Here is a 23573-nt window from a genome sequence, read left to right on the forward strand (position 1 = left end):
CCCTGCTCTCGTGGCCAATACTCATGGCCACGGTCACTAGCTCAAGCGAATACACATGGACATTCTCTTCATCGCCGATCCGCTCGATCGTTTCAAGATCTATAAAGACACGACCTACGCGATGATGGCCGAAGCCGCGCGGCGCGGTCACGTGTTGTACGCATGCGAGCCGCAGCATCTGGCGTGGACTGGCACGTCGGTCGACGCGAGCGTGCGACGCATTGCGATTGTCGGCGACGAAGCGAACAGCGACCGCTGGCCGTGGTTCGCGGCGGAACAGGCGGAGCATTTGCCGCTCACGCGTTTCGGCGCGGTGCTGATGCGCAAAGACCCGCCGTTCGATCTCGAATATGTCAACGCAACCTGGCTGCTCGAAATCGCGGAACGCACCGGCGCGCGCGTTTTCAACAAACCGCAAGCCATTCGCGATCATTCGGAGAAGCTGGCTATTGCCGAATGGCCGCAGTACGTGGCGCCCACGCTCGTGACGCGCGATGCGGCTCGCCTGCGCGGCTTTCATGCGGAACATGGCGATGTCATCCTGAAACCGCTCGATGGCATGGGCGGCATGGGCGTCTTCCGCGTGAAAGCGGACGGCATGAACCTCGGGTCCATCATCGAGATGTTGAGCGAGGACGGCGCGCGTACGGTGATGGCGCAGAAGTTCATCCCGGAGATCACGGACGGCGACAAGCGCATTCTGGTGATCGGCGGTCAGCCGGTGCCGTATTCGCTGGCGCGTATTCCCCAGGGCAACGAGGTGCGCGGCAATCTGGCGGCGGGCGGTCTTGGCCGTGCGCAACCGCTGTCGGCGCGCGATCGCGAGATTGCCGAAACGCTTGGGCCAATTCTTGAAGCACGCGGGCTTTTGCTGGCCGGCCTCGATGCCATCGGCGATTACCTGACGGAAGTCAACGTGACGAGCCCGACATGTTTCCGCGAAATCATGGATCAGACAGGCTTCGACGTTGCTGGAATGTTCATCGACGCGCTCGAACGCGCGGTCGGCTGAACAGCCTTTCGAGCGCTAGCCAACGCTCGAATTGGCGCACTGCAAAAACATAATCGCCGACGCTGTTACAATTATTTCCCGGTTGCTTGCAAGTTTTAGGGTTGGAACGTGCTTTTTCCGGTCTTAAACTGTGTTTAAGAGTGCAAGCGTAAGCTGTGGTAATGGTGGAACGGTGTCTGGCGTAAGGCGGTTGATTTTCGGCCCGCGTGCGACCATATAGGCATCGATCCCGCGCCGCTCGCGCGTTTTCGAGCGATCTCTAGACGCCGGCAACCCTGGCGTCGTTACAGAGGCAGCAATCCTGACATGGCTGGCATTCTGATCATCGCGCATGCTCCGTTCGCTACCGCGCTACGCGAGTGTGTCGCGCACATTTACGGCGGCTTGCCCGCACGCATCGGCGTTGTCGACGTAACGCCCGACTGCGATCCCGTCGAAGTCCGCGCGTTCGCGCGCTCGGAACTCGACCGTCTGCGAGAAGACAATGGCGCCATCGTGCTCACCGACGTCTTCGGCGCGACGCCCGCGAACATCGCGGCGAGTCTCGCGGAAACGGACGTGCGCGTGCTCGCAGGCGTCAATTTGCCGATGCTCGTGCGCGCCGTGTGTTATCGCGCGACTCCCATCGACACGCTTACCGAAAAAATTCTGCAAGGCGGCTCGAAAGGCATCCAGGAACTGGATTCCTCCACGCCGCTGAATCCTTGCGCGCTCGCGACGAAGGCTGCCGGTTCGCAAGATCCGGCGTGCTCCGCGAGTGCCGATCTCGTCGCCGCGAAGGCCGCGAGTCACTGACGCCGCTCAATTCATCCACTAGCGCCCGGAGCATCATGCTGCAACAGGAAACAACGATCGTAAACAAGCTGGGACTCCACGCGCGGGCATCGGCGAAGCTCACGCAACTAGCCGGTAGCTATCAGTCGGAAATCTGGATGAGCCGTAACGGTCGCCGGATCAACGCCAAGAGCATCATGGGCGTGATGATGCTGGCAGCGGGTATCGGCAGCACGGTGACCATCGAAACCGAAGGCGCCGACGAAGCCGATGCGATGAAAGCGATCCTCGCGCTTATCGCCGACAAGTTCGGGGAAGGGCAGTAAGCGCTTCATCCCGTCTCGGAAGTAGCCAACGAAAAGCCGCGCTTCGAGCGCGGCTTTTTTGCGTCCGCGTTCTTTGCAGGACAAACGGCCGCGCCTCGCTGCGACGGCCGTTCGGCGACCGCAGCCTCATTCGAACTTATAATGCTAGCGCGGTCCGACGCGCCTGCCGCAGGCCCCGAGAGACCGCGCAGAAACTACAGAGGAGGTGCGCGTGTCCTTCACGCTGCATGGAATTCCCGTCTCACGAGGCATCGCCATTGGGCGAGCGTATCTGATCGCGCCTGCGGCGCTCGATGTCGCTCACTATCTTATCGATCCCGACCAGATCGACGCTGAAATCGCGCGGTTTTATGCCGCGCAGGCGGGCGTGCTCGCCGAACTCGAAACGCTTCGCAACGACCTGGCCGCGGACGCGCCTGGCGAAATGACAGCGTTCATCAACGTTCACATGATGATCCTGAACGACGCCATGCTCATGCAGGAAGTCATCGATCTGATTCGCACGCGGCGCTACAACGTCGAATGGGCGCTCACCGAACAACTCGAAATCCTGAGCCGCTATTTCGACGAAATCGAAGACGAGTATCTGCGCGAACGGAAGGCGGATATCGAGCAAGTGGTGGAACGGCTGCTCAAGGCGCTTGCAGGCGCGCCGACCACTGCATCGATGGTGGCGCATACGGTTGCGAGCAACGGCCACAACGAGATGATCGTCGTGGCGCACGACATCGCGCCGGCCGACATGCTGCAGTTCAAGACGCAAGCATTCAAAGGTTTTGTCACCGATCTCGGCGGCCGCACGTCGCATACGGCGATCGTCGCGCGTAGTCTCGGCATTCCCGCGTCGGTCGGGGTGCAGCAGGCGAGCGTGCTGATTCGTCAGAACGATCTCATCATCGTGGACGGCGATCACGGCATTGTCATCGTCGATCCCGCGCCGATCGTGCTCGAAGAGTATTCGTACCGGCAAAGCGAAAAGGTGCTGGAGCAGCGCAAGCTGCAGCGCCTCAAGTTTTCGCCGACGCAAACCTTATGCGGCACGAAGATCGAGCTGTGCGCGAACATCGAACTGCCCGAGGATGCGAAGGTCGCGGTGGAAGCGGGCGCGATGGGCGTCGGCCTGTTTCGCACCGAGTTTCTCTTCATGAACCATAAGAACCAGTTGCCGGAGGAAGAGGAGCAGTTCGAGGCCTACAAGCGCGCGATCGAACTGATGAACGGCAAGCCGGTGACCATTCGCACGATCGATGTCGGCGCGGACAAGCCACTCGATTCGATGAGCGCCGGCGACGGCTACGAAGTCGCGCCGAACCCAGCGCTCGGGCTGCGCGCCATTCGCTGGAGTCTGTCCGAGCCGCAAATGTTCATGACGCAACTGCGCGCCATCTTGCGCGCGTCCGCGTTCGGTCCGACCAAGATTCTGATTCCAATGCTCGCGCACGCGCAGGAGATCGATCAGACGCTCGATCTGATCCGCGAGGCGAAGCGTCAACTCGACGACGCGGGCATCGCCTACGACCGCCAGATTCAGGTCGGCGCGATGATCGAGATTCCCGCCGCCGCCATCGCCGTGCGGCTCTTCCTGAGCCGGCTGGATTTTCTGTCGATCGGCACCAACGATCTGATTCAGTACACGCTCGCCATCGACCGCGCGGATAACGCGGTCGCGCATCTGTACGATCCGCTGCATCCGGCCGTGCTGAATCTGATCGCGTTCACGCTGCGCGAAGCCAAGCGCGCCGGCGTGCCGGTTTCGGTGTGCGGTGAGATGGCGGGCGATCCGACGGTCACGCGCTTGTTGCTCGGGCTCGGTCTGACCGAGTTTTCGATGCATCCGAGCCAGTTGCTTGTCGTGAAGCAGGAAATCTTGCGCTCGAATCTCAAGGCATTCGATAAGCCCGTAGCGGACGTGCTCGCGGCTTACGAGCCGGATGAATTGCAGGCAGCGTTGGCGCGGCTTCAGAAGATTTGAGGCTTACGAAGCACGCGCATGCCGCTCGCCGCAGACCACGCAATCGGCCTGGCGCGCGATCTTCATCGTGTTCCACTCCATGCGCAGTGAATCCAGCATCATCAGCCGGCCGGCGAGCGTTTCGCCGAAGCCGCCGATCACGCGTAGCGCCTCCGCCGCTTGCATTGCGCCAATGATGCCCACGGTCGGCGAGAACACGCCCATCGTCGAACACGCGACTTCCTCGAACGCCTGATCCGGCGGAAACACGCATGCATAACACGGCGATTGCTCCGAGCGGAAATCGAATGTGCTGATCTGCCCGTCGAAACGCAAGGCCGCGCCCGACACGAGCGGGACGCCATGCGCGACGCACGCGGCGTTGATTGCGTGACGCGTGGCGAAGTTGTCGCTGCAATCCAGCACGACCGACGCGCCCGGCACGTTGGCATCGAGCCAGGCCGCGTCGGCACGCGCGTTGACCGCTTCGATCTCGACATCCGGATTCAGCGCGTTGAGCGTCGCGCGCGCGGATTCCACTTTGGCCTCTCCGACCGAACGCGTCGCGTGCACGATCTGCCGTTGCAGATTCGTGAGGTCGACGGTATCGGCATCGACGAGGGTCAGCTTGCCGATTCCCGCTGCCGTGAGATACATCGCGGCAGGCGCGCCTAGGCCGCCCGCGCCGACGATGATCGCGTGAGCATCGAGAAAGCGCTGCTGCGCTTCGATGCCGATTTCATCGACGAGAATATGGCGGGAATAGCGGAGAAGTTGGTCGTCGTTCATCGAGCGGGCGCGTGGCAACGCGCTGTCTGTGCTGCGAAGGGAACGCCATGGAAGCGGCGCGCTTGAGGCGGATATTCTAAGCGCGCGCGGGAGGAAAGGCTTCGCGGCGCGTGACCGCGAAGCCGTACTGCTGATGTTGCCCTGCCTCTTACTTCGACTGAGCCGTGGGCGACGAAGCCGGTTCCGCACCCGATGCCGGCGCCGAACCCGGCGTGGCCGGCAGCGCGGGCGCCGCAACCACCGGCGCCGAAGCCGAACGTCCCGGCTTGTTCTGTGCGAGCTTGCGTTCGCTGTACGACTTCGATTCGACGACCGTCTTGCCTTCCAGCTTGTTCAACGCCTGCGCAAGCATGAAGTCGTCCGAACTGCCGAACTCCACCGGCTTGCGTTCGCGATCCTTGCGGCGCTGCTCCGGCGTTTTCTTGTCGTTCTGCTCTTCGAGAATGCGCAGTTGTTCCAGGCGGTCCTGCTCGCGCTGTTCGGATTCCTTCTTCTCGTTCGGGTCTTGCGTGTTGGCGAGGTGATTCGAATAATCGACTTCGCGCGTGACGAGCGCGTCGTCGGGGTCGCCATCCGCGTATTGATCCACCGGCACATCGGGGCGCACGCCCTGGTTCTGGATCGACTTGCCGCTCGGCGTGTAGTAGTACGCCGTTGTCAGACGCAGCGCGGTGTCCGCGGTCATCGGGCGAACCGTCTGCACCGAGCCCTTGCCGAAGGTCGTCTTACCGACGATCAGCGCGCGGTGATGATCCTGCAACGCGCCCGCCACGATTTCCGATGCCGACGCCGAGTAGGCGTTGGTCAGCACGACCATCGGCACCTTCTTGAAAATGTCCGGCACGCTCTTCAGCGGATCGGAATCGAAGGAGGGCAAACGATAGTTGTCGTAGGTGTCGCGGAAAGTCTGCTTCGCGTCCGCGATCTGGCCATTGGTCGACACGACCACCGAGTTGTCCGGCAGGAATGCGCCCGCCACGCCGACCGCGCTCTGCAACAGACCGCCGCCGTTATTGCGCAGGTCGAGCACGAGGCCCTTCAGGTTCGGTTGTTGACGCGCGAGATCCTGCAGCTTGGCCGCGAGGTCCGGCACCGTGCGTTCCTGGAAGCTCGTGATGCGGATATAGCCATAGCCCGGCTCAGGCACCTTCATCTTGACCGACTGCACGCGGATGAGCGCACGCGTGACGGTAAGCGGGAACGTGCGGTCGTCGCTCTTGCGGAAGATGGTGAGCGTGACCTTGGTGCCCGGTTCGCCGCGCATTTGCTTGACGGCCTTGTCGAGCGTCATGCCGCGCACCGGCTTGTCGTTGATGCGCGTGATGAGGTCGCCCGGACGAATGCCGGCACGGAACGCAGGCGTGTCTTCGATAGGCGAGATGACCTTGATGAGACCGTCTTCCGAGGAAATCTCGATGCCGAGGCCCGCGAAACGGCCCTTGGTCTGTTCCTGAAGCTCTTCGTAATCGGTCTTGTCGAGATACGACGAGTGCGGATCGAGGCTCGACACCATGCCCTTGATGGCGGCGGTGAGGAGCTTCTTGTCATCGACGGGTTCGACGTATTCGTGCTTGATCTGCCCGAAGACTTCGGCGAAGAGCCGCAATTGATCGAGCGGCAGCGGCGATGAGGCCGCTTGCTGGGCGGACGCGGAAATCTGCAGAGTTGCAAGTGCGCCGGCAGCAACGCCCGCGGCTATGAGACCGAAGTTTTTCAGGTTCTTTCGCATAGAGGAGTGCGTTTGGAAAACGAATGGGCTGCATCGTGGGTGACGGGCCAGTATACCCGCTCACCTTCAATGACGACTTAAACGCAACTTAAATGCCCGGGCACGCAGCGCTTGAAACAGCGGGCCCTGCGACGAATGTGTCGGGCGCGACGGAAGACTGTCAGCGAGCGGACATCGGCGCGGGGACCGCCGTGGTCCGCGCATGCAAAGCGCTTGTCGTGCTTATCCCGCCTTGCCCTGCTTGGCGACAGCCGCCTGCGCCGCCGCGATGGCGTCCGGATCGCCCAGGTAGTAATGCTGGATGGGCTTCAGGTTCTCGTCCAGTTCATATACGAGCGGGACGCCGTTCGGGATGTTCAGTCCGACGATGTCGTCGTCCGAAATATTGTCCAGATACTTCACGAGCGCACGGATGGAATTGCCATGCGCCGAGATCACGACCTGTTTGCCCGACTTGATGGCCGGCGCGATTGACTCGTTCCACATGGGCAGCACGCGCGCGACCGTGTCTTTCAGGCACTCGGTAAGCGGCAGTTGTTCACGCGGCACGCGGGCATAGCGCGGGTCGTTAAAGGAAGCGCGTTCGTCGTCCGGATTCAGCGCGGGCGGCGGCGTGTCGTAGCTGCGGCGCCAGACGAGCACCTGGTCGTCGCCGTACTTCTTCGCGGTCTCGGCCTTGTTCAGCCCGGCAAGCGCGCCATAGTGACGCTCGTTCAGACGCCACGAATGAACGACCGGAATGTACATCTGGTCCATTTCGTCCTGCACGTGCCAGAGCGTGCGGATGGCGCGCTTGAGCACGGAGGTATAAGCGATGTCGAAGGTATAGCCCGCTTCCTTCAGCAGCACGCCTGCCTGGCGTGCCTCGCGTTTGCCCTGCTCGGTCAGGTCGACATCCACCCAGCCGGTGAAGCGGTTTTCCTTGTTCCACGTCGATTCGCCGTGGCGGATGAGCACTAGCTTGTACATGTTTGTAGGTCGGTCAGTTAGGAAGCGGTGCGCCGATCGCACCCCCGATATCCTGCCCACGCGCGCGGGGTGCCGCCATCGGCCGGATGGACAAGGCCATCGCGGTAGACGGTTATTTTATAATGTTCGGATTGCCCTCATTTCCCTTTCTTCCTTCATTACTACCTTTCGGCGGCCCTCGACGTGAAGTTTTTCACTGATTACACGAATCTCGCACTCATCGCGATTGCGCTCATCTCCGGCGCGCTGCTGCTTTGGCCTGTCATCATGCGGCGCGGCCGTGGCGGCATTTCGGCCGCTGAAGCCGTCACGCTCATCAACCGGCGCAACGCCGTGGTTGTCGATTTGCGGCCCGCGTCCGAGTTCGCGCAGGGCCATTTGCCGTCGGCCCGCAATATCGAGCAAACGGAGCTCCAAGCAAAAATTGGCCAGATCGCCAAAAATAAAGGCAATCCGGTCGTGCTCGTGTGCCAGACCGGTCAACAATCGCAGCGTGCCAGCCGCGCCGTTTCGGAGGCTGGCTACGCTGAGGTCCATGTTTTGCAAGGCGGTGTGGATGCCTGGCAAAAGGCCGGAATGCCGGTCGTGAAACAAGGAGCAGTCAAGTGAACAAAGTCCTCATGTACAGCACCCAAGTGTGCCCGTATTGCCAGATGGCCGAACGTCTTTTAAAGTCCCGCGGGGTCGAAAACATCGAGAAGGTGCTGATCGACCGTGAGCCGGGCCGTCGCGAGGAAATGATGACGCGCACCGGCCGCCGGACCGTGCCGCAGGTTTATATCGGCGACACGCACGTCGGCGGTTATGACGATCTTTCGGCGCTGGACCGCAAGGGCGGTCTCGTGCCGCTTCTCGAGTCGGCCTGACACCACCGCGCGCCGCTCGCGCATTGCGCCGGCGGCGAAGGCGCGCACGCCGAGAGACAAGCGCGCCGAACTTCGAATCATCTAGGAAACCATTATGTCCGACGAGAATAACCAACCGTTTTTCAACATCCAGCGCATTTATCTGAAGGATATGTCGCTCGAGCAGCCGAACTCGCCCGCCATCTTTCTCGAACAGGACATGCCCGCGGTTGAGGTCGAAGTCGATGTTAAGGCCGACCGTCTGGCTGAAAGTGTCTTCGAAGTGCTGGTAACAGGCACGGTTACGGCCAAAGTCACGGACAAGGTGGCATTCCTGATCGAAGCAAAGCAGGCAGGTATCTTCGACATTCGCAATATTCCGGCTGAACAGATCGACCCGCTCGTCGGCATTGCGTGCCCGACCATCCTGTTCCCGTACCTGCGCTCGAATATCGCCGATGCGATCACCCGCGCCGGTTTCCCGCCGATCCACCTCGCCGAAATCAACTTCCAGGCCTTGTACGAGCAGCGCCTGTCGCAACTTGCGGGCTCGCAGGAAGGCGCGGCGAACGGCGCGACGCACTGACGCTTAACGTATCAACCAGTCTGGTCTCACTCTGCCTAACCGGAGCCGAGCATGAAAGTAGCCGTCCTCGGCGCCGGCGCGTGGGGCACCGCATTAGCGGGCCACCTCGCGGCACGGCACGACACGTTGCTCTGGGCGCGCGATGGCGCGCTCATCGAATCGCTTACCCAAACGCATGAAAACGCGCGTTATCTCGCGGGCGTAGGCCTGCCAGAAGCGCTGATGTATTCCGCCGATTTCAACGCGGCCCTCGCACACGCCGCCGCTGACGACGCGTTGTGCGTCGTCGCGACGCCCGTCGCGGGCCTGCGCGCCATGTGCCGCTCGATGCGCCAGGCGGGCATCGTTCCCGCGCATATTCTCTGGCTATGCAAGGGCTTCGAAGCGGATACGCAGTGCCTTCCGAACGAGGTCGTCGCGGCCGAATTGCCTGACCATGTCAGTAACGGCACGCTGTCGGGTCCGAGTTTCGCGCGCGAAGTCGGGCGTGGTTTGCCAGTTGCGCTGACGGTCGCGAGCGCATCGGCGACCTTGGGCACGCGCACCGTGACCGCGTTTCATCATGGCGCCATGCGCATCTATACCGGCGACGATATCGTCGGCGTCGAAGTGGGCGGCGCGGTGAAGAACGTGCTCGCCATCGCGACCGGCATCTCCGATGGCCTCGGCCTCGGCCTCAACGCGCGCGCGGCGCTCATCACACGCGGTCTCGCGGAAATGTCGCGGCTCGGCGTCGCATTGGGCGGGCGCGCGGAGACTTTCACCGGTCTCACGGGCCTCGGCGACCTGATTCTTACCGCAACCGGCGACCTTTCGCGCAACCGCACGGTCGGCGTGCAACTGGCGAGCGGCCGCACGCTCGACGAGATTCTCGCGGCGCTCGGGCATGTAGCTGAGGGCGTGCGCTGCGCGCGCGCGGTTCTTTCGCTTGCGCAGTCGCGTGGCATCGACATGCCGATCACACAGGCGGTATGCCGCGTACTTTTCGATAACGTCACGCCGCGCCACGCGGTGCAGGCGCTGCTCAGCCGGGACGCGAAGGCCGAGTAGCTTTTAGTCTGCGTCGCGATGCGGACCGAAGCGGTTCACGACGCTCACTCGCCGCCGTCGAATCCTGCCTGACGCCACGCCTCGAACGTGACGATTGCCACTGTGTTCGACAAATTCAGGCTGCGGTTGCCCGGACGCATGGGCAGGCGCACGCGTTGTTGCGTCGGAAAACCATCCAGCAAGTCGGCCGCGAGACCGCGTGTTTCCGCGCCGAACACGAACCAGTCGCCGGGCTGGAACGCGTGATCGAAAAAGGGCGTCGAGCCGCGCGTGGTAAAGGCAAACATGCGCGCCGGGTCTGGCGTTTCCTTCGCGAGGAAGGCGCTCCAGTTGGCGTGCACGTTCATTTCCGCGTACTCGTGATAATCGAGACCGGCGCGGCGCATTTTGGCGTCGTCGAGCGGAAAGCCGAGCGGCTCGATCAGATGCAAACGCGCGCCTGTGTTGGCGCACAGGCGGATCACATTGCCGGTGTTCGGCGGAATTTCGGGCTCGACGAGTACGACGTTGAACATGGATTGCAGTGGTGAATTGGTTAATCTTTGGGGGTGCGCAGCGCCACGAAATTGCTGACGCGCCGCGCGCCCGCCCGCTTCAATGTGTGCGCGAGGGCATCGAGCGTGGCGCCGGAGGTCATCACGTCATCGACCACGCCGACATGCTTGCCGCGCACGTCGCCCTTTACCTCGAACGCGGATGCAACGTTGCGGCGGCGCGTATCGAGATCGAGCTTGGATTGCTGCGCGGTGTCGATTCTTCGCACGACGAGCGCGGCGTCACCGTGAACGCGCATGCGACGCGCGAGCGGATGCGCAATCGCCCACGCCTGGTTGTAGCCGCGCGCGGCAAGGCGCTGGCGCGATAGCGGCACCGGCACGATCACGTCGGGTAAAGGCAGATCGCTGTCATCGAACAACGCAGCGAGATGCCGCGCGAATGTCGCGCCTGTCGCCAGCCGCGCGCGAAACTTCAGCTCGACGGCCAGTGTGTCGAGTGGCGCGCGATAGTCGGCAAGCGCGATCGTGTCGTTGAACGCAGGCGGATTGTCGAGGCACGCCGCACAGTGCATCCGCGTATCTTCGCGTTCTTTGTCCAGCGCAAACGCCGCCAGCGGAAGCGCGCAGGTCGCGCATCTCAGGCGCGACTCGTTCCAGTACTGGCCGTCACAATCGCTGCACACTACGTCTTGCGACAAATTGCCGCATAACGCGCATTGGCTGGGCAGCGCGGCATCGAGCAGCCGTTTCCCAAGTCCGCGCGCGGTCATCGCGACGCGTGCGGATGACGGGAAGAAATTGCTGAAGACATTCATGGCGGCGCGGACGAATGGTAGGCAACAGGCAACGAACTCGGACGAGCGCATGCACGTGCGGAGAAACAATCGGAACGGTTATGCCCCGTATCGGCCCTAAGCACGGGCTGATTTCAAGACGACCGAGTATACTTCGCACTCTTCGCGAATAGATCGTCATGTCCCAAACGCCCCCTCAAACTAGCCGACCGGCCTATGATTCGCGCCGTTTGCGCGCGATCTTCGACCGTCGCGCCGCGACTTTCGACGAAGTCGCGTTCCTGCCTCGCGAGATTGCCGGCCGGATGCGCGAGCGCCTCGAATACATCAAGGTCGCGCCGACGCGCGTGCTGGATGCGGCGTGCGGCATGGGCGCGGATCTGCCCGCGCTGCGCGAGCGCTTTGCGGAGGCATCGGTACTGGGTGTCGATATTTCTTCCGCGATGCTCGCACGCGCCCGCGATGCGGAATCGGCGGAAGCCGAAGCCGGCGCGGGCTGGCGGCGGTTCCTGCCGGCCACGCTCGCCAAGGCCTTCGGCGCGCGCGGACCGCAACTCGCGCAGGCGGATTTCTCCGAGCTGCCGTTCGCATCGGGCGCGTTCGAGATGCTCTGGTCGAACCTCGCGCTGCACTGGCACTCGCGGCCCGACCTCGTTTTCCCTGAGTGGCAACGCGTGCTGAAGGTCAACGGCCTTCTCATGTTCAGCACCTTCGGCCCAGACACGCTGCGTGAACTCGCCGCGGCGTATCGCGAGGCCGAGCGCACGCTGGGCTTGCCGCCGCAGCCGCATACGATCGATTTCGTCGACATGCACGACTTGGGCGACATGCTGGTGGAAAGCGGCTTCGAGATTCCCGTGATGGATCAGGAGGTGCTCACCATCACTTACCGTTCGCCGGAATCCTTGCTTGCCGATGTCACGCGCTGGGGTGCTTATCCGTTCGAACGAAGCGCGGCCGCAGACTCGCAAATCGACGTGAAAGCCAGACGCAGCGCGGTTCACGGCGCGCTCGAAGCCTTGCGTCGCGACGACGGAACGATCCCGCTCACGTTCGAAGTGATCTACGGTCACGCATGGAAAGCGGTGCCGCGCACGACCGCCGAAGGTCACGGAATCATTCGGCTGGAAGATATAGGACGAGGCCCAAAACGGAATCGGTGACGGGGTAAAGAGGGCGTCAGTTATGTCTGAAATTTGCGGGCAAAAGCAGCGCCAAAAGGTGCGTCAAAAGGGCGCAGAAGCTTGTGGCGCTTGGGTTTCAGACGTTACGACCCTTGCTTGTGGATACTACCCGACGCGCCTATAATGCGTCAGTTTGTCGCCCGGGCTGTGACAAATTTGGGCGAAATCCGAGCAAAAGTATGTGATTGCATGCGGATGGGAAGGAGGCGGCGATGCAAGCAAGCCACGCGCTGACAGACGACGAGCCAGTCATCAAAGACTGGCTGATGAAACGGAACTGCTCCGCTTCGCCGCGTCAGTTCGTGGTCTTTTATCTGTCGCTGGCGCTGTTTTCCTTTCTCATCGCAACGCTCTTGTTTCTGAACGGCGCCTGGCTGGTGCTGCCGTTCACCGGGATCGAGCTGACCGTGGTCGGTGTCGCGTTTCTTATCTACGCGCGGCACGCAGTCGACTACGAACGAATCCGGTTGTTTGAAAACCGCTTGTTGATCGAGCAGATGAACGCCGAGGAACTGACGCAGTTCGAATTCAATCCGCGCTGGGTGCGGGTCGAAACGGGCGCGACGCCGAGAGAGCCGCTCACGATCGTGTCGCGCGGTCAATCGGTGAAAATCGGACAACACCTTGCACAGCATCGTCGCAAACAATTTGCTGCCGAGCTGCGAGCGTCGCTGAGACGCTCTGCTTAAGAGGCATGATGTGGCCTGACGGCTCGGCGCGATGCCCACGGGGGTCGAGGGTTTGAATGGAAATTTTGGGTAAGGATGCTATGAAAACAATCAAGCGAGCCCTCTCGGGCGTGCTGGCGGCAGGCGCACTGCTGAACGCCGGCGTAGCCCTGGCGGTCAACGACAGTCCTGGCGGCCCAGCTGTAAACGAGCTGAACTTTCAGCCGCCAGTGACGAAGATCGCCGAGGAGCTCTACGGCCTCCATACGTTCATGCTCATCATCTGTCTCGTCATTTTTCTTGGCGTGTTCGGGGTGATGTTCTATTCGCTCATTGCGCACCGCAAGTCCAAAGGCCACAAGCCCGCTAATTTCCACGAAAGCACCACGGTCGAAATCATCTGGACGATCGTGCCGTTCGTCATCGTCGTGTTGATGGCGCTGCCGGCCACCAAGGCCGTCGTCGCAATGAAGGACACCAGCAACGCCGACCTCACCGTCAAAGTCACCGGCTACCAATGGAAATGGGGCTACGACTACGTGAAGGGTCCGGGCGAGGGCATCAGCTTCCTCTCCACGCTCACCACGCCGCGTAGCGAAGTGAACGGCCAGAAGCCGATTTCCGAGCTGTACCTGCAGGAAGTGGACAATCCGCTCGTCGTGCCGGTCGACAAGAAAATTCGCATCATCACCACCGCGAACGACGTCGTTCACTCGTGGTATGTGCCGGCCTTCGGCGTGAAGCAGGACGCCATTCCCGGCTTCGTGCGCGACACCTGGTTCAAGGCCGAGAAAATCGGCACTTTCCGTGGCTTCTGTACCGAACTCTGCGGCAAGGAACACGCGTACATGCCGGTGGTCGTCGAAGTGCTTTCCGCCGACGACTACGCGAAGTGGGTCGACACGCAAAAGAAGAAACTGGCCGCATCCGCCGACGATCCCAACAAGACCTACACGATGGACGAGCTGAAGACGCGCGGCGCGGCAGTCTACGCGTCGAACTGCGCGGTCTGCCACCAGCCGACCGGCAAGGGCGGCGGTCCGTTCCCGGCGCTCGACGGCAGCAAGGTTGCCAACGGCCCGATCGCGGACCACGTGAGCATCGTGCTGCACGGCAAGGGCGCCATGCCGCCGTGGCAGAGTACGCTCAACGATGTCGAGATCGCATCGGTCATCACTTACGAGCGCAATACCTGGGGCAACCATACGGGCGACATTCTGCAGCCGAAGCAAGTTGCCGACGCGCGCAATGGCAAGATGCCCGAAGGCGGCGGTCAGAAGACAGCGGCTGCGGCAACGCCCGAAGCCGCAAGCGCGGCGCCGGCTGCGGCGGCGTCCGGTGCCGAGGCAACGGCGAGCGCCAATCTGCCCGCGAGCATCTATTTCGAAACGGGCAAGAGCACGCTGCCCGCGGAAGCCAACGACGCGGTTCAGGCCGCAGCGGCCTATGCCAAGGCGCATCCCGAAGCGAAGCTCGCTATATCCGGCTTCACGGATGCCTCCGGAGGCGCCGACCTGAACGCGGAACTTGCCAAGCAACGCGCGCAAGCCGTGCGCGACGCGTTGAAGGCAGCAGGTGTATCGGAAGATCGTATCGTGTTGAAAAAGCCCGAGTCCGTCACGGGCGGCACGGATGCGAAGGAAGCCCGTCGCGTAGAAATCAGTCCGGCTGCTTGACCTGACGAGCGCACCTTTCCCTCATCGCAACACTGCGAGCCACGGAAAGGTCCGCTTCATAGCCAAGTGCCCCGAGTATTTGCTTTAGGAGATGATTGTCATGTCTAGCATCGGACACGATGTAACCGCGGGTCACGACCACGCGCACGACGACCATGCGCACGAGTTGCCGCATGGCTGGCGCCGGTGGCTTTTCGCCACCAACCACAAGGACATCGGGACGCTGTACCTGTTGTTCTCCTTCATCATGTTCCTCTCCGGAGGCGTGATGGCGCTTGGCATTCGTGCCGAGCTGTTCGAGCCGGGACTGCAGATCATGCGTCCCGAGTTCTTCAACCAGTTGACCACCATGCACGGCCTCATCATGGTGTTCGGCGCGATCATGCCGGCGTTCGTCGGCTTCGCGAACTGGATGGTGCCGCTGCAGATCGGCGCGTCGGACATGGCGTTCGCGCGCATGAACAACTTCAGCTTCTGGCTCCTGCCGGTCGCCGCGGTTCTGCTGGTCGGCTCGTTCTTCGTGCCGGGCGGCGCGACCGCAGCGGGCTGGACGCTTTACGCGCCGCTTTCCACGCAGATGGGCCCGGGCATGGACTTCGCCATCTTCGCGGTCCACATCATGGGTGCGTCGTCGATCATGGGCGGCATCAACATCGTCGTGACGATCCTGAACATGCGCGCGCCCGGCATGACGCTCATGAAGATGCCGATGTTCGCGTGGACGTGGCTCATCACCGCGTACCTGCTGATCGCCGTGATGCCGGTTCTGGCAGGCGCCATCACCATGGTGCTGTTCGACCGTCACTTCGGCACGTCGTTCTTCAATGCGGCGGGCGGCGGCGATCCGGTCATGTACCAGCATATCTTCTGGTTCTTCGGACACCCCGAGGTCTACATCATGATCTTGCCGGCGTTCGGGATCGTCTCGCAGGTGATTCCGGCGTTCTCGCGCAAGCCGCTTTTTGGCTATAGCTCGATGGTGTACGCCACGTCGTCGATCGCGATTCTCTCGTTCATGGTCTGGGCGCACCACATGTTCGCCACGGGCATGCCGGTGACGGGCCAGCTGTTCTTCATGTATGCGACCATGCTGATCGCCGTTCCGACGGGCGTGAAGGTGTTCAACTGGGTCGCGACGATGTGGCGCGGCGCGCTGACCTTCGAGACGCCGATGCTCTTTGCAATCGGCTTCCTGTTCGTGTTCACGATGGGCGGCTTCACGGGCCTGATCCTCTCCATGGCCCCGCTCGACATCCAGATGCACGGCACTTACTACGTGGTGGCGCACTTCCACTACGTGCTGGTGGCGGGTTCGCTTTTCGCGCTGTTCGCGGGCTGGTACTACTGGGCGCCTAAGTGGACGGGCTGGATGTATAACGAGATGCGCGGGAAGATCCATTTCTGGGCGTCGCTGATCTTCTTCAACATCACCTTCTTCCCGATGCACTTCCTGGGTCTCGCCGGCATGCCGCGTCGCTATGCGGATTACCCGGCGCAGTTCACGGACTTCAACCAGGTTGCGACCATCGGTGCGTTCGGATTCGGTCTCGCGCAGGTGTACTTCCTGTTCGCGGTCGCGCTGCCGACGTATCGCGGCGGTGGTGAGCTGGAAAAGGCAGGCGACAAGCCGTGGGATGGCGCGGAAGGACTGGAATGGACCGTGCCGAGCCCGGCGCCGTTCCATACCTTCGAGCAACCGCCGACGGTCGAATAATAGTCTGGTTTCGAAGGCTGCAAGGCTTCGCTCCGAAGCCTTGCAGTCACAAAGATCAAAGGAAGCATGGCCCCGAATCCACAAAAAAGACGTTCGCCCGAAGAAATCCGCGCGGGCAACAAGCGGCTCGGTTTGATCATGATGTTGATTGCCGCCGTCTTCTTTCTGGGTATCGTCGTCAGGCAATACCTGTTGTCGCGAGGGTAGGAAAGCCAAGTGTCCACTCAGGATGATTCTCAAGTCGACCGGTCGTTCAATCGGTCGATGCTGGTGAAGCTCTTCGTCGTGGCCGCGATGATGTTCGGCTTCGGCTTCGCCCTGGTGCCGATGTATAAGGCAATCTGCCAGATCACCGGCATCAACAATCTCGTGCAGCGCGATGCGAGCGCGCGCGAGGCGAAGAACACGCAGGTCGACGCGAGCCGCACGATTTCCATCGAGTTCGATGCGAACGCGCGCGGTTCGCTGCAGTTCAAGCCGGAGCAGAACAGTCTCGACATCCACCCCGGCGAAGTAATGACGGTGATGTACCAGGTGACCAACGAGCAAGGCCGCACCGTGAAGGCGCAGGCCATTCCGAGCTATGCGCCGAAGCAGGCCACCGAGTACTTCAAGAAGATCGAATGCTTCTGCTTCACGCAGCAGACGCTCGGGCCCAACGAGACGAAGCGCATGCCGGTGGTGTTCGTCGTGGACCCGAAGCTGCCGAAGGACGTCAAGACGATCACGCTGTCGTACACGTTCTTCGAACTCGACACACCGAAACCCGCGGCCAAGGGAACGTGATGATCATGAACCCAGAAGCACGAAATGGACGCAATGGACGTGACGGACGCAATGGCGGCGGTTTCCTGAAGCTCGTGAAGGCGGTGTTCTGGTCGTTCTTCGGCGTGCGCCGCCGGGCGGATCTGGAAAACGACGCCGCGCAGTTGAAGCCGCTGCATCTGATCGCGGCGGGGGTGATCGGCGCGGTGGTGTTCATCGTCGTATTGCTGCTGGTGGTGCGCGCGGTAGTCGGATAGACGAAACGTCGGGCGAGCGGTCGAACGCGCGGCGATACAAGAAAACTCAAGCAACTGGATCGAAGTGGAGAATCAAATGAGCGGTCAAAACGAGAGCCCGTACTATTTCGTGCCGCATCCGTCACGCCATCCGATCATGGCTGCGTGCGGTTTGCTGGTGATGCTGTCCTCGCTGGCGGCGTGGGTGAACGGTCATTCGTGGGCGCCTGCCACCACGTTCGTCGGCCTGCTGTTTCTGCTGTTCGTGCTGTGGCATTGGTTCGGCGACGCCATCTCCGAATCCGAAGGCGGCATGTACGGCAAGAACGTCGACGTGTCGTATCGCTGGAGCATGAGCTGGTTCATCTTCTCCGAAGTCATGTTCTTCGCGGCGTTTTTCGGCGCGCTGTTTTATGCGCGCGCCATCGCCATGCACGAACTCGGCAGCCTTGATTACAAGCTGATCTGGCCGGACTTCACCGCCGTGTGGCCGAACAACGGCCCGGCTGCGCTGGTGCCGCATTTCCGCTCGATGGTGCCGTGGCCGCTGCCGACCATCAACACGGCGCTCTTGCTTTCCTCGGGCGCGACGCTCACGGTGGCTCACCATGCGCTGCGTGAAGATCATCGCCGAAAGGCCATCATCTGGCTGGCCGCGACAGTCGCGCTGGGCGTGATCTTCCTGTTTTGCCAGGGCTACGAATACTTCCACGCCTACAACGAACTGAACCTGACGCTTTCGTCGGGTGTGTACGGCTCGACGTTTTTCCTGCTCACCGGCTTCCACGGTTTTCACGTGTTCCTTGGCGGCACCATGCTCGCGGTCGTTTGCGTGCGCCTGATTCGCGGCCACTTCACCGCGGAACATCACTTCGCCTTCGAGGGCGCCGCGTGGTACTGGCACTTCGTCGACGTCGTGTGGCTCGGGCTGTACGTCGTCGTCTACTGGCTGTAAGCGTTTGCTTCGAGCGAGGGCGCGCCGGTTCGGCGCGCACGCTATCACGCAAGACACGCCACGCCGCCCTCGACCTTCGCGGGCGGCGTTTTGTTTTGGGAAGTGAGTGAATGCGCGCGATTGTGTCGCGCCGCGACAATCGGTCCCGCGTGGGAAACCTTCGAGACGCGTTATCGTCCGAGCGGAATGCCGGTCGATTGAATCCAGCCCATCCAGTGCGCAAACAGGATGAACAGGAAGAGCGAAATGGACAGCCCGACGCGCGTGGCGAGCGACCACACCATGCGCTTCGTCTGACCTTTATCGGTCATCATGAAGTACAGGGCCGAGCCCAGGCTGCCAATGATGAGGATGAATGCAATAGCAACGATGATGTGCATGAAACCAGCCTGCGATAGTTGCATCGACCGCTCGCGAAACGCCGTGAGCAATATGAAAACGAGTCGTCTCATTATCGCACTCGATGAATCGGTGCGTGCGGCGTCGGTTCCGGAGCGTGCGGCATGAAAATCCGCCTCTGGCCCACGGTGCTGATCCTGATCGTCGTCGCAATCACTATGCGGCTCGGCTTCTGGCAGCGCGACCGCGCGCATCAGAAGGAAGCGTTGAACGCGCAGATCGTCGCGTTCGAGAATGCGCCCGCACGACGCGTGAGTGTCGATCCGTTGCCGCTCAAGTCGATCGAATTCCATCGCGTCGAGGCGCGCGGCGAATTCATGCCGGAGCGCGTCGTCTATTTGGACAATCGTCCGTATAACGACCAGCCGGGCTTTTATGTCGTGATGCCGCTTAAACTCGAGGGCGGCGGCTACGTGCTCGTGAATCGTGGCTGGCTGCCGCGCAACATGGCGGACCGTACGGGCATCGAGCCCTATGAGACGCCGAAAGGCATCGTGGACGTGAAGGGCATCGCGCGCTCGAATGCATCGGAGGCGTTCGAGCTCGGCAGCGGCGGCTCCGCTGCGCGTCAGCAGATCCGGCAAAACCTGAACGTCGCCTCGTATGCCGCGGAAACCGGGCTCGCGTTTCAGCCGTTCGTGATTCAACAGACGAGCGCCACCGCCGACAAGCTCGTGCGCGACTGGCCGGCGGCCACGCTTGGCGTCGATCGCAACTACGGCTACATGTTCCAGTGGTGGGGCATGGCGGCAGCGGCCATCGCCTTCGGCTTGTATGCCGCACGGCGCGCCGCGAGGAAAGACAGCGACCCGGCCGCCGCCGACGAAGCCGCCGACGACGAGGCCGCGAAAGAAGCATGAACCCATGATGCCGCGTCCAATGGAAGTGGCATCGACCGAATAGAGAATCCATGCAAGCTCAACGCACCACTACAACCCGACCGCCCGCGAAAAAAGGCTCCTGGATTAGCGGCCGGTGGATGCTAGTACTGCTCGCGCTGGTCTGCGCGGCGCCGGTGATCGCCTCGTATCTGATGTACTACGTCGTCAAGCCCGCGGGCGGCACGACGAGCTACGGCACGTTGATCGAACCGCAACGGCCGATTCCGGAACAGATCGTCGTCACCGATGAAAAAGGTCAGCCGGTGCCACTCAAGTCGCTCGAAGGCAAGTGGCTGATGATCACCGTCAACGGCAGCGATTGCGACGAAGTCTGCGTGAAGCGCCTCTATTTCATGCGCCAGGTGCGCGCGCTACAGTCGGGCGAGCGCGAGCGCGTGCTGAACGTCTGGCTGCGCACGGACGACAAGCCCGTCGCGAATGTCATCAAGACCGCGTATCCGCAACCGGACACACGCATGCTCGTGACGAACGAACAAGCCCTCTCGGGTTGGCTGCCTGTGGACGCCGGCACGAAGCTTTCGGATCACATTTATCTCGTCGATCCGAACGGCAACCTGATGATGCGCTTCCCGAAGGACCCCGATCCCAAGAAGATCAACACGGACGTGGCGAAGCTATTGAAGTGGTCGCGCATCGGCTGATACGCCGGGACGCCACGACCAAAACGAAGGTGAAAGTATGTTTGTATTAGAACTCGGTCTGATCGGCCTATGCATTGCGCTGCTGCCGCTCTCGTTCGTCTGGGTCAAGGCCGATGACAACAAGTTCAGGAAGCTCGTCTGGCTAACCACTTTTCTGACGCTCGATCTGATCATGTTCGGTGGCTTCACGCGCCTGACCGATTCCGGCCTTGGCTGTCCCGACTGGCCGGGCTGTTATGGCACGGCGTCGCCGTTCATCGCGCACGCGCAGATCGCGGCCGCGCATCAGGCCATGCCCACCGGTCCGGTCAGCCCGATGAAGGCGTGGATCGAGATGCTGCATCGCTACTTTGCGATGGCGATCGGCGTGCTGATCATCGCGCAGGTCGTCATTGCGTGGACCGCGCGCATCAGACGAAAGGCGCTGCATGTTTCGCCGTGGTGGCCGACGGGCATCCTCGCGCTCATTCTGCTGCAAGGCGCTTTTGGCGCGTGGACCGTCACGCTCAAGTTGCAGCCGGTCATCGTCACGACGCATCTCTTGCTCGGGCTTGCGTTGCTGGCCGCGCTCGGCTGGCTCGCCGCGCGGCAAACGCCGATTCCCTCGCTCGACCCGGCCGCCGCGCGATGGATGCCGGCCGCGATCGTCGGCATCGTGTTGCTCGTCGTGCAGATTGCGCTGGGTGGCTGGGTCAGCACGAATTACGCGGTGCTCGCCTGCACGGACTTTCCACTCTGCAATGGCCAATGGATTCCGCCGATGAACTTCGAACACGGTTTCCACTTGTGGCGCGCGCTCGGCATGACCGGCGACGGCGACGTCATCTCGCAGGACGCGTTGGTGGCAATCCATTGGACGCATCGCACGTTTGCGATAGTGGTCGTGCTTTATCTGCTCTGGCTCGCCGCGATGCTGCGCCGTTTCGAGTCCCTACGCACGCCCGCTACCGCCGTGCTCGTCGTCATCCTGATTCAATTTATTACAGGTTTGTCCAATATCGTGTTGCAGTGGCCGCTGCCTATCGCAGTGGCGCACAATGGCGGGGCTGCCATCCTGTTGCTACTACTCGTTATGCTAAACTTTCGAATCTCTTCCAGCCGTCCCGGCCGCGCCGCAGTTCCCGCGCGCGACGTCGTTTCAGCGTGACTCCACATCATGGATAGCACGACACTTCACTCCCCGCTTGGCAGCCGCGTATCGCAATACATTGCGCTGACCAAGCCGCGCGTCACGCAGCTTGCCGTGTTCTGCGCCGTCATCGGCATGTTCCTCGCCACGCCCGGCATGGTGCCGTGGACCGTTTTGATTGGTGGCGCGGTCGGCATCTGGCTGCTGGCGGGCGCTGCATTCGCCATCAACTGCCTCGTCGAACAGAAGATCGATGCCAAGATGCGTCGCACCGCGTGGCGTCCTTCGGCGCGCGGGCAAATCACGAGCGCGCAGATTCTCACGTTCTCGGCGGTGCTCGGCGGTATCGGCATGTGGACGCTTTATACGTTCACCAATCCGCTCACGATGTGGCTGACGGTTGCCACGTTCGTGGGATACGCCGTCATCTACACGTTGCTGCTCAAGCCTTATACGCCGCAGAACATCGTCATTGGTGGCGCTTCGGGTGCCATGCCGCCGGCGCTCGGTTGGGCGGCCGTTACGGGTGCGGTTCCCGGCGACGCGTGGATTCTCGTGCTCATCATCTTCGTCTGGACGCCGCCGCATTTCTGGGCGCTCGCGCTGTATCGCAAGAAGGATTACGAAAACGCCGGTCTGCCCATGCTGCCTATTACGCATGGCGAGCAGTACACGCGTCTGCATATCTTCCTGTACACGGTCATCCTGTTCGCGGTCACGCTGATGCCGTTCATCTCGGGCATGAGCGGCGTGATCTATCTGGCGAGCGCGGTTGCGCTGGGCGCGGTGTTTCTCGGTTACGCGTGGAAGATTTATCGCGATTACTCGGACGCGCTGGCGCGCAAGACCTTCCGTTATTCGATCGTGTATCTGTCGCTCTTGTTCGGCGCGCTTCTGGTCGATCATTACGTTCGCACGGTGATCGGTGCATGAGGGCTTTCTTTCGCAAGATGCTCGCTCCGCTTTTGCTCGCGCTGGCGAGCATGGCGTTGCTCTCTGCATGCGAGAAGGCGCCCGATTTCAAGAACCTCGACATCACGGGCAACAAGCAGTTTGGCAGCGACTTCTCGTTGCCCGACACCAGCGGCAAGACGCGCACGCTCGGTGACTTCAAAGGCAAGGCCGTGGTTCTGTTTTTCGGCTATACGCATTGCCCGGATGTCTGCCCGACCACGCTCGCCGAACTCTCGCAAGCATTGCAGCAACTCGGCGGTAAAGCGAAGGACGTGCAGGTGCTCATGGTCACGGTCGATCCCGCGCGCGACACGCCCGATCTTCTCGGTCAATACGTGACGGCGTTCAACCCGGCGTATGTCGGCTTGCGGCCGGCAAACGACGCCGAGCTTGCCAAAATCGCGAAGGATTTCCGCGTGTACTACGCGAAGTCCAACGGCAAGACGGCGGACGACTACACGATGGATCACACCGCCGCGAGCTACGTGTTCGACAAGGACGGCAAACTGCGTCTTTTCGCGCGCGACGGTCAGGGCGTCGAGCCGTGGGTGCATGACTTGAAGCTGCTGATCGACTGAGATCGGCGCATCGTTGGTTTGGAGAAAGCGGCCTGCGGGCCGCTTTCTTCATTCCGCGGCAGGCTCCGGCAACTTCAGTCCGGGCGCAAGACGTGTCGCCTTGAACTCGGTGACATCGTAGTGAGCCAAGTTCTGCTGCGCGAACGGATCTTCCGCGATGATCGCGTCGAGCCGCTCACGCTCGATAGCCGACGCCAGAATGATGCCGCCTTCGCGCGGCACTTTCGGACCCGCGATCACGAAGACACCAGCGGCGAAGTAGCGCTGCAGATACTCGCGATGGGCTTCGAGCGCATCGTCGATCTCCGCAAGAGCGCCGGTATAACGCAGATTGATCACGTACATGATGGTGTCTCAGAAATCGGTCTGTAGCGATTCTAGACGTCAAAGCGCGAGCCGGATATCGACATGAACATTCTGTCTTTTCCGTCGCACCAAAGCCGTGCGAAC

Annotated in this window: 28 protein-coding genes; 21 read left to right on the forward strand and 7 right to left on the reverse strand. The window is 61.8% G+C overall.

All coding sequences use genetic code 11. The features are described from left to right. Positions 1 to 55 precede the first annotated feature (55 nt). From gshB to ptsP, 4 genes are all read left to right on the forward strand, one after another. A complete protein-coding gene (gshB, locus tag NCR40_RS00850) occupies positions 56 to 1012 on the forward strand; it encodes a glutathione synthase (protein ID WP_250508508.1) in 957 nt (318 codons plus the stop codon). Positions 1013 to 1318: 306 nt separating this feature from the next. Further along, positions 1319 to 1807: a PTS sugar transporter subunit IIA gene (locus NCR40_RS00855; protein WP_244826865.1), complete on the forward strand. Its 489-nt coding sequence runs from the start codon at positions 1319 to 1321 to the stop codon at positions 1805 to 1807. Between the two features lie 35 nt (positions 1808 to 1842). Next, the gene (locus NCR40_RS00860) at positions 1843 to 2112 is read left to right on the forward strand and encodes an HPr family phosphocarrier protein (RefSeq protein ID WP_244826866.1); all 270 of its coding nucleotides are present in this window, start codon (positions 1843 to 1845) and stop codon (positions 2110 to 2112) included. 211 nt (positions 2113 to 2323) lie between these two features. Then, the gene (ptsP, locus tag NCR40_RS00865; RefSeq protein ID WP_250508509.1) at positions 2324 to 4084 is read left to right on the forward strand and encodes a phosphoenolpyruvate--protein phosphotransferase; all 1761 of its coding nucleotides are present in this window, start codon (positions 2324 to 2326) and stop codon (positions 4082 to 4084) included. A gap of 3 nt (positions 4085 to 4087) precedes the next feature. On the opposite strand, the gene NCR40_RS00870 is transcribed toward ptsP, so the two are convergent. From NCR40_RS00870 to gpmA, 3 genes are all read right to left on the reverse strand, one after another. Beyond that, positions 4088 to 4852, reverse strand: a complete 765-nt coding sequence (locus NCR40_RS00870; protein WP_244826868.1) for a HesA/MoeB/ThiF family protein — start codon at positions 4850 to 4852, stop codon at positions 4088 to 4090. A gap of 148 nt (positions 4853 to 5000) precedes the next feature. After that, entirely contained in the window at positions 5001 to 6581 is a 1581-nt protein-coding gene (locus NCR40_RS00875; protein ID WP_244826869.1) for a S41 family peptidase, read from the reverse strand. 222 nt (positions 6582 to 6803) lie between these two features. After that, positions 6804 to 7550 carry a 2,3-diphosphoglycerate-dependent phosphoglycerate mutase gene (gene gpmA / locus NCR40_RS00880; RefSeq protein ID WP_250508510.1) on the reverse strand — a complete coding sequence of 249 codons (747 nt, stop codon included), beginning with the start codon at positions 7548 to 7550 and terminating at the stop codon, positions 6804 to 6806. Positions 7551 to 7733: 183 nt separating this feature from the next. Between gpmA and NCR40_RS00885 the strand changes: the two genes are divergently transcribed. From NCR40_RS00885 to NCR40_RS00900, 4 genes are all read left to right on the forward strand, one after another. Continuing rightward, the gene (locus NCR40_RS00885; protein ID WP_250508511.1) at positions 7734 to 8159 is read left to right on the forward strand and encodes a rhodanese-like domain-containing protein; all 426 of its coding nucleotides are present in this window, start codon (positions 7734 to 7736) and stop codon (positions 8157 to 8159) included. Continuing rightward, positions 8156 to 8416, forward strand: a complete 261-nt coding sequence (gene grxC / locus NCR40_RS00890; RefSeq protein WP_244826872.1) for a glutaredoxin 3 — start codon at positions 8156 to 8158, stop codon at positions 8414 to 8416. The genes NCR40_RS00885 and grxC overlap by 4 nt, the downstream gene beginning before the upstream one ends. Positions 8417 to 8510: 94 nt before the next feature. After that, on the forward strand, positions 8511 to 8981 hold the full coding sequence (gene secB / locus NCR40_RS00895; RefSeq protein ID WP_244826873.1) for a protein-export chaperone SecB: 471 nt from the start codon (positions 8511 to 8513) through the stop codon (positions 8979 to 8981). Between the two features lie 51 nt (positions 8982 to 9032). Then, entirely contained in the window at positions 9033 to 10031 is a 999-nt protein-coding gene (locus tag NCR40_RS00900) for an NAD(P)H-dependent glycerol-3-phosphate dehydrogenase (RefSeq protein ID WP_250508512.1), read from the forward strand. 44 nt (positions 10032 to 10075) lie between these two features. On the opposite strand, the gene trmL is transcribed toward NCR40_RS00900, so the two are convergent. Both trmL and NCR40_RS00910 read right to left on the reverse strand, forming a co-directional pair. Next, positions 10076 to 10546, reverse strand: coding sequence for a tRNA (uridine(34)/cytosine(34)/5-carboxymethylaminomethyluridine(34)-2'-O)-methyltransferase TrmL (trmL, locus tag NCR40_RS00905; RefSeq protein ID WP_244826875.1), 471 nt, complete (start codon positions 10544 to 10546; stop codon positions 10076 to 10078). A gap of 20 nt (positions 10547 to 10566) precedes the next feature. Further along, a complete protein-coding gene (locus NCR40_RS00910) occupies positions 10567 to 11343 on the reverse strand; it encodes a phosphoribosyltransferase family protein (RefSeq protein WP_502800960.1) in 777 nt (258 codons plus the stop codon). Positions 11344 to 11501: 158 nt separating this feature from the next. Here NCR40_RS00910 and NCR40_RS00915 point away from each other — a divergent pair, with 158 nt between their 5' ends. The 8 genes from NCR40_RS00915 to NCR40_RS00950 all read left to right on the forward strand — a co-directional run bounded on the left by NCR40_RS00915 (position 11502) and on the right by NCR40_RS00950 (position 18520). Next, a complete protein-coding gene (locus NCR40_RS00915; RefSeq protein WP_250508513.1) occupies positions 11502 to 12485 on the forward strand; it encodes a methyltransferase domain-containing protein in 984 nt (327 codons plus the stop codon). Positions 12486 to 12718: 233 nt separating this feature from the next. After that, positions 12719 to 13195: a DUF2244 domain-containing protein gene (locus NCR40_RS00920; protein WP_244827953.1), complete on the forward strand. Its 477-nt coding sequence runs from the start codon at positions 12719 to 12721 to the stop codon at positions 13193 to 13195. A 56-nt stretch (positions 13196 to 13251) separates the two neighbouring features. Further along, entirely contained in the window at positions 13252 to 14850 is a 1599-nt protein-coding gene (coxB, locus tag NCR40_RS00925; RefSeq protein WP_244826877.1) for a cytochrome c oxidase subunit II, read from the forward strand. Between the two features lie 100 nt (positions 14851 to 14950). After that, entirely contained in the window at positions 14951 to 16564 is a 1614-nt protein-coding gene (gene ctaD / locus NCR40_RS00930) for a cytochrome c oxidase subunit I (RefSeq protein ID WP_250508514.1), read from the forward strand. Between the two features lie 66 nt (positions 16565 to 16630). Further along, entirely contained in the window at positions 16631 to 16771 is a 141-nt protein-coding gene (locus tag NCR40_RS00935) for a cytochrome oxidase small assembly protein (protein ID WP_244826879.1), read from the forward strand. 9 nt (positions 16772 to 16780) lie between these two features. After that, complete coding sequence (locus NCR40_RS00940) at positions 16781 to 17350, forward strand: cytochrome c oxidase assembly protein (protein WP_250508515.1); 570 nt, start codon at positions 16781 to 16783, stop codon at positions 17348 to 17350. Positions 17351 to 17355: 5 nt separating this feature from the next. After that, positions 17356 to 17586, forward strand: coding sequence for a DUF2970 domain-containing protein (locus NCR40_RS00945; protein WP_244826881.1), 231 nt, complete (start codon positions 17356 to 17358; stop codon positions 17584 to 17586). 76 nt (positions 17587 to 17662) lie between these two features. Next, complete coding sequence (locus tag NCR40_RS00950) at positions 17663 to 18520, forward strand: cytochrome c oxidase subunit 3 (protein WP_244826882.1); 858 nt, start codon at positions 17663 to 17665, stop codon at positions 18518 to 18520. Between the two features lie 170 nt (positions 18521 to 18690). On the opposite strand, the gene NCR40_RS00955 is transcribed toward NCR40_RS00950, so the two are convergent. Then, a complete protein-coding gene (locus NCR40_RS00955) occupies positions 18691 to 18900 on the reverse strand; it encodes a twin transmembrane helix small protein (RefSeq protein ID WP_244826883.1) in 210 nt (69 codons plus the stop codon). 123 nt (positions 18901 to 19023) lie between these two features. Between NCR40_RS00955 and NCR40_RS00960 the strand changes: the two genes are divergently transcribed. Genes NCR40_RS00960 through NCR40_RS00980 form a run of 5 tightly spaced genes read left to right on the forward strand, consistent with a single transcriptional unit; the run spans position 19024 to position 23123 of the window. After that, a complete protein-coding gene (locus NCR40_RS00960) occupies positions 19024 to 19779 on the forward strand; it encodes an SURF1 family protein (protein ID WP_250508516.1) in 756 nt (251 codons plus the stop codon). A 50-nt stretch (positions 19780 to 19829) separates the two neighbouring features. Further along, positions 19830 to 20462 (forward strand): SCO family protein, encoded by a 633-nt coding sequence (locus NCR40_RS00965; protein WP_250462804.1) that lies wholly within the window; start codon positions 19830 to 19832, stop codon positions 20460 to 20462. Positions 20463 to 20499: 37 nt separating this feature from the next. After that, positions 20500 to 21609, forward strand: coding sequence for a COX15/CtaA family protein (locus NCR40_RS00970; protein WP_250508517.1), 1110 nt, complete (start codon positions 20500 to 20502; stop codon positions 21607 to 21609). Between the two features lie 9 nt (positions 21610 to 21618). Beyond that, on the forward strand, positions 21619 to 22524 hold the full coding sequence (gene cyoE / locus NCR40_RS00975; RefSeq protein WP_244826887.1) for a heme o synthase: 906 nt from the start codon (positions 21619 to 21621) through the stop codon (positions 22522 to 22524). Next, positions 22521 to 23123, forward strand: coding sequence for an SCO family protein (locus NCR40_RS00980; protein ID WP_250508518.1), 603 nt, complete (start codon positions 22521 to 22523; stop codon positions 23121 to 23123). Before cyoE ends, NCR40_RS00980 begins: the two co-directional genes overlap by 4 nt. Before the next feature lie 48 nt (positions 23124 to 23171). Here the strand turns inward: NCR40_RS00980 and NCR40_RS00985 are convergent, their stop codons facing one another. Then, entirely contained in the window at positions 23172 to 23468 is a 297-nt protein-coding gene (locus NCR40_RS00985) for a YciI family protein (RefSeq protein WP_250491726.1), read from the reverse strand. Positions 23469 to 23573: the final 105 nt, after the last annotated feature.

The organism is Caballeronia sp. GACF4 (assembly GCF_023631025.1).
Lineage (GTDB): Bacteria > Pseudomonadota > Gammaproteobacteria > Burkholderiales > Burkholderiaceae > Caballeronia.

Coding starts and splice junctions, on each gene's coding strand:
- NCR40_RS00915 (WP_250508513.1), top strand. CDS start 11,502: ATGTCCCAAACGCCCCCTCAAACTAGCCGACCGGCCTATGATTCGCGC.
- NCR40_RS00855 (WP_244826865.1), top strand. CDS start 1,319: ATGGCTGGCATTCTGATCATCGCGCATGCTCCGTTCGCTACCGCGCTA.
- coxB (WP_244826877.1), top strand. CDS start 13,252: ATGGAAATTTTGGGTAAGGATGCTATGAAAACAATCAAGCGAGCCCTC.
- NCR40_RS00950 (WP_244826882.1), top strand. CDS start 17,663: ATGAGCGGTCAAAACGAGAGCCCGTACTATTTCGTGCCGCATCCGTCA.
- NCR40_RS00860 (WP_244826866.1), top strand. CDS start 1,843: ATGCTGCAACAGGAAACAACGATCGTAAACAAGCTGGGACTCCACGCG.
- NCR40_RS00900 (WP_250508512.1), top strand. CDS start 9,033: ATGAAAGTAGCCGTCCTCGGCGCCGGCGCGTGGGGCACCGCATTAGCG.
- NCR40_RS00920 (WP_244827953.1), top strand. CDS start 12,719: ATGCAAGCAAGCCACGCGCTGACAGACGACGAGCCAGTCATCAAAGAC.
- NCR40_RS00875 (WP_244826869.1), bottom strand. CDS start 6,581: ATGCGAAAGAACCTGAAAAACTTCGGTCTCATAGCCGCGGGCGTTGCT.
- NCR40_RS00870 (WP_244826868.1), bottom strand. CDS start 4,852: ATGAACGACGACCAACTTCTCCGCTATTCCCGCCATATTCTCGTCGAT.
- secB (WP_244826873.1), top strand. CDS start 8,511: ATGTCCGACGAGAATAACCAACCGTTTTTCAACATCCAGCGCATTTAT.
- NCR40_RS00945 (WP_244826881.1), top strand. CDS start 17,356: ATGAACCCAGAAGCACGAAATGGACGCAATGGACGTGACGGACGCAAT.
- trmL (WP_244826875.1), bottom strand. CDS start 10,546: ATGTTCAACGTCGTACTCGTCGAGCCCGAAATTCCGCCGAACACCGGC.
- NCR40_RS00970 (WP_250508517.1), top strand. CDS start 20,500: ATGTTTGTATTAGAACTCGGTCTGATCGGCCTATGCATTGCGCTGCTG.
- gshB (WP_250508508.1), top strand. CDS start 56: ATGGACATTCTCTTCATCGCCGATCCGCTCGATCGTTTCAAGATCTAT.
- NCR40_RS00980 (WP_250508518.1), top strand. CDS start 22,521: ATGAGGGCTTTCTTTCGCAAGATGCTCGCTCCGCTTTTGCTCGCGCTG.
- NCR40_RS00955 (WP_244826883.1), bottom strand. CDS start 18,900: ATGCACATCATCGTTGCTATTGCATTCATCCTCATCATTGGCAGCCTG.
- cyoE (WP_244826887.1), top strand. CDS start 21,619: ATGGATAGCACGACACTTCACTCCCCGCTTGGCAGCCGCGTATCGCAA.
- NCR40_RS00910 (WP_502800960.1), bottom strand. CDS start 11,343: ATGAATGTCTTCAGCAATTTCTTCCCGTCATCCGCACGCGTCGCGATG.
- NCR40_RS00960 (WP_250508516.1), top strand. CDS start 19,024: ATGAAAATCCGCCTCTGGCCCACGGTGCTGATCCTGATCGTCGTCGCA.
- NCR40_RS00935 (WP_244826879.1), top strand. CDS start 16,631: ATGGCCCCGAATCCACAAAAAAGACGTTCGCCCGAAGAAATCCGCGCG.
- NCR40_RS00965 (WP_250462804.1), top strand. CDS start 19,830: ATGCAAGCTCAACGCACCACTACAACCCGACCGCCCGCGAAAAAAGGC.
- gpmA (WP_250508510.1), bottom strand. CDS start 7,550: ATGTACAAGCTAGTGCTCATCCGCCACGGCGAATCGACGTGGAACAAG.
- ctaD (WP_250508514.1), top strand. CDS start 14,951: ATGTCTAGCATCGGACACGATGTAACCGCGGGTCACGACCACGCGCAC.
- NCR40_RS00985 (WP_250491726.1), bottom strand. CDS start 23,468: ATGTACGTGATCAATCTGCGTTATACCGGCGCTCTTGCGGAGATCGAC.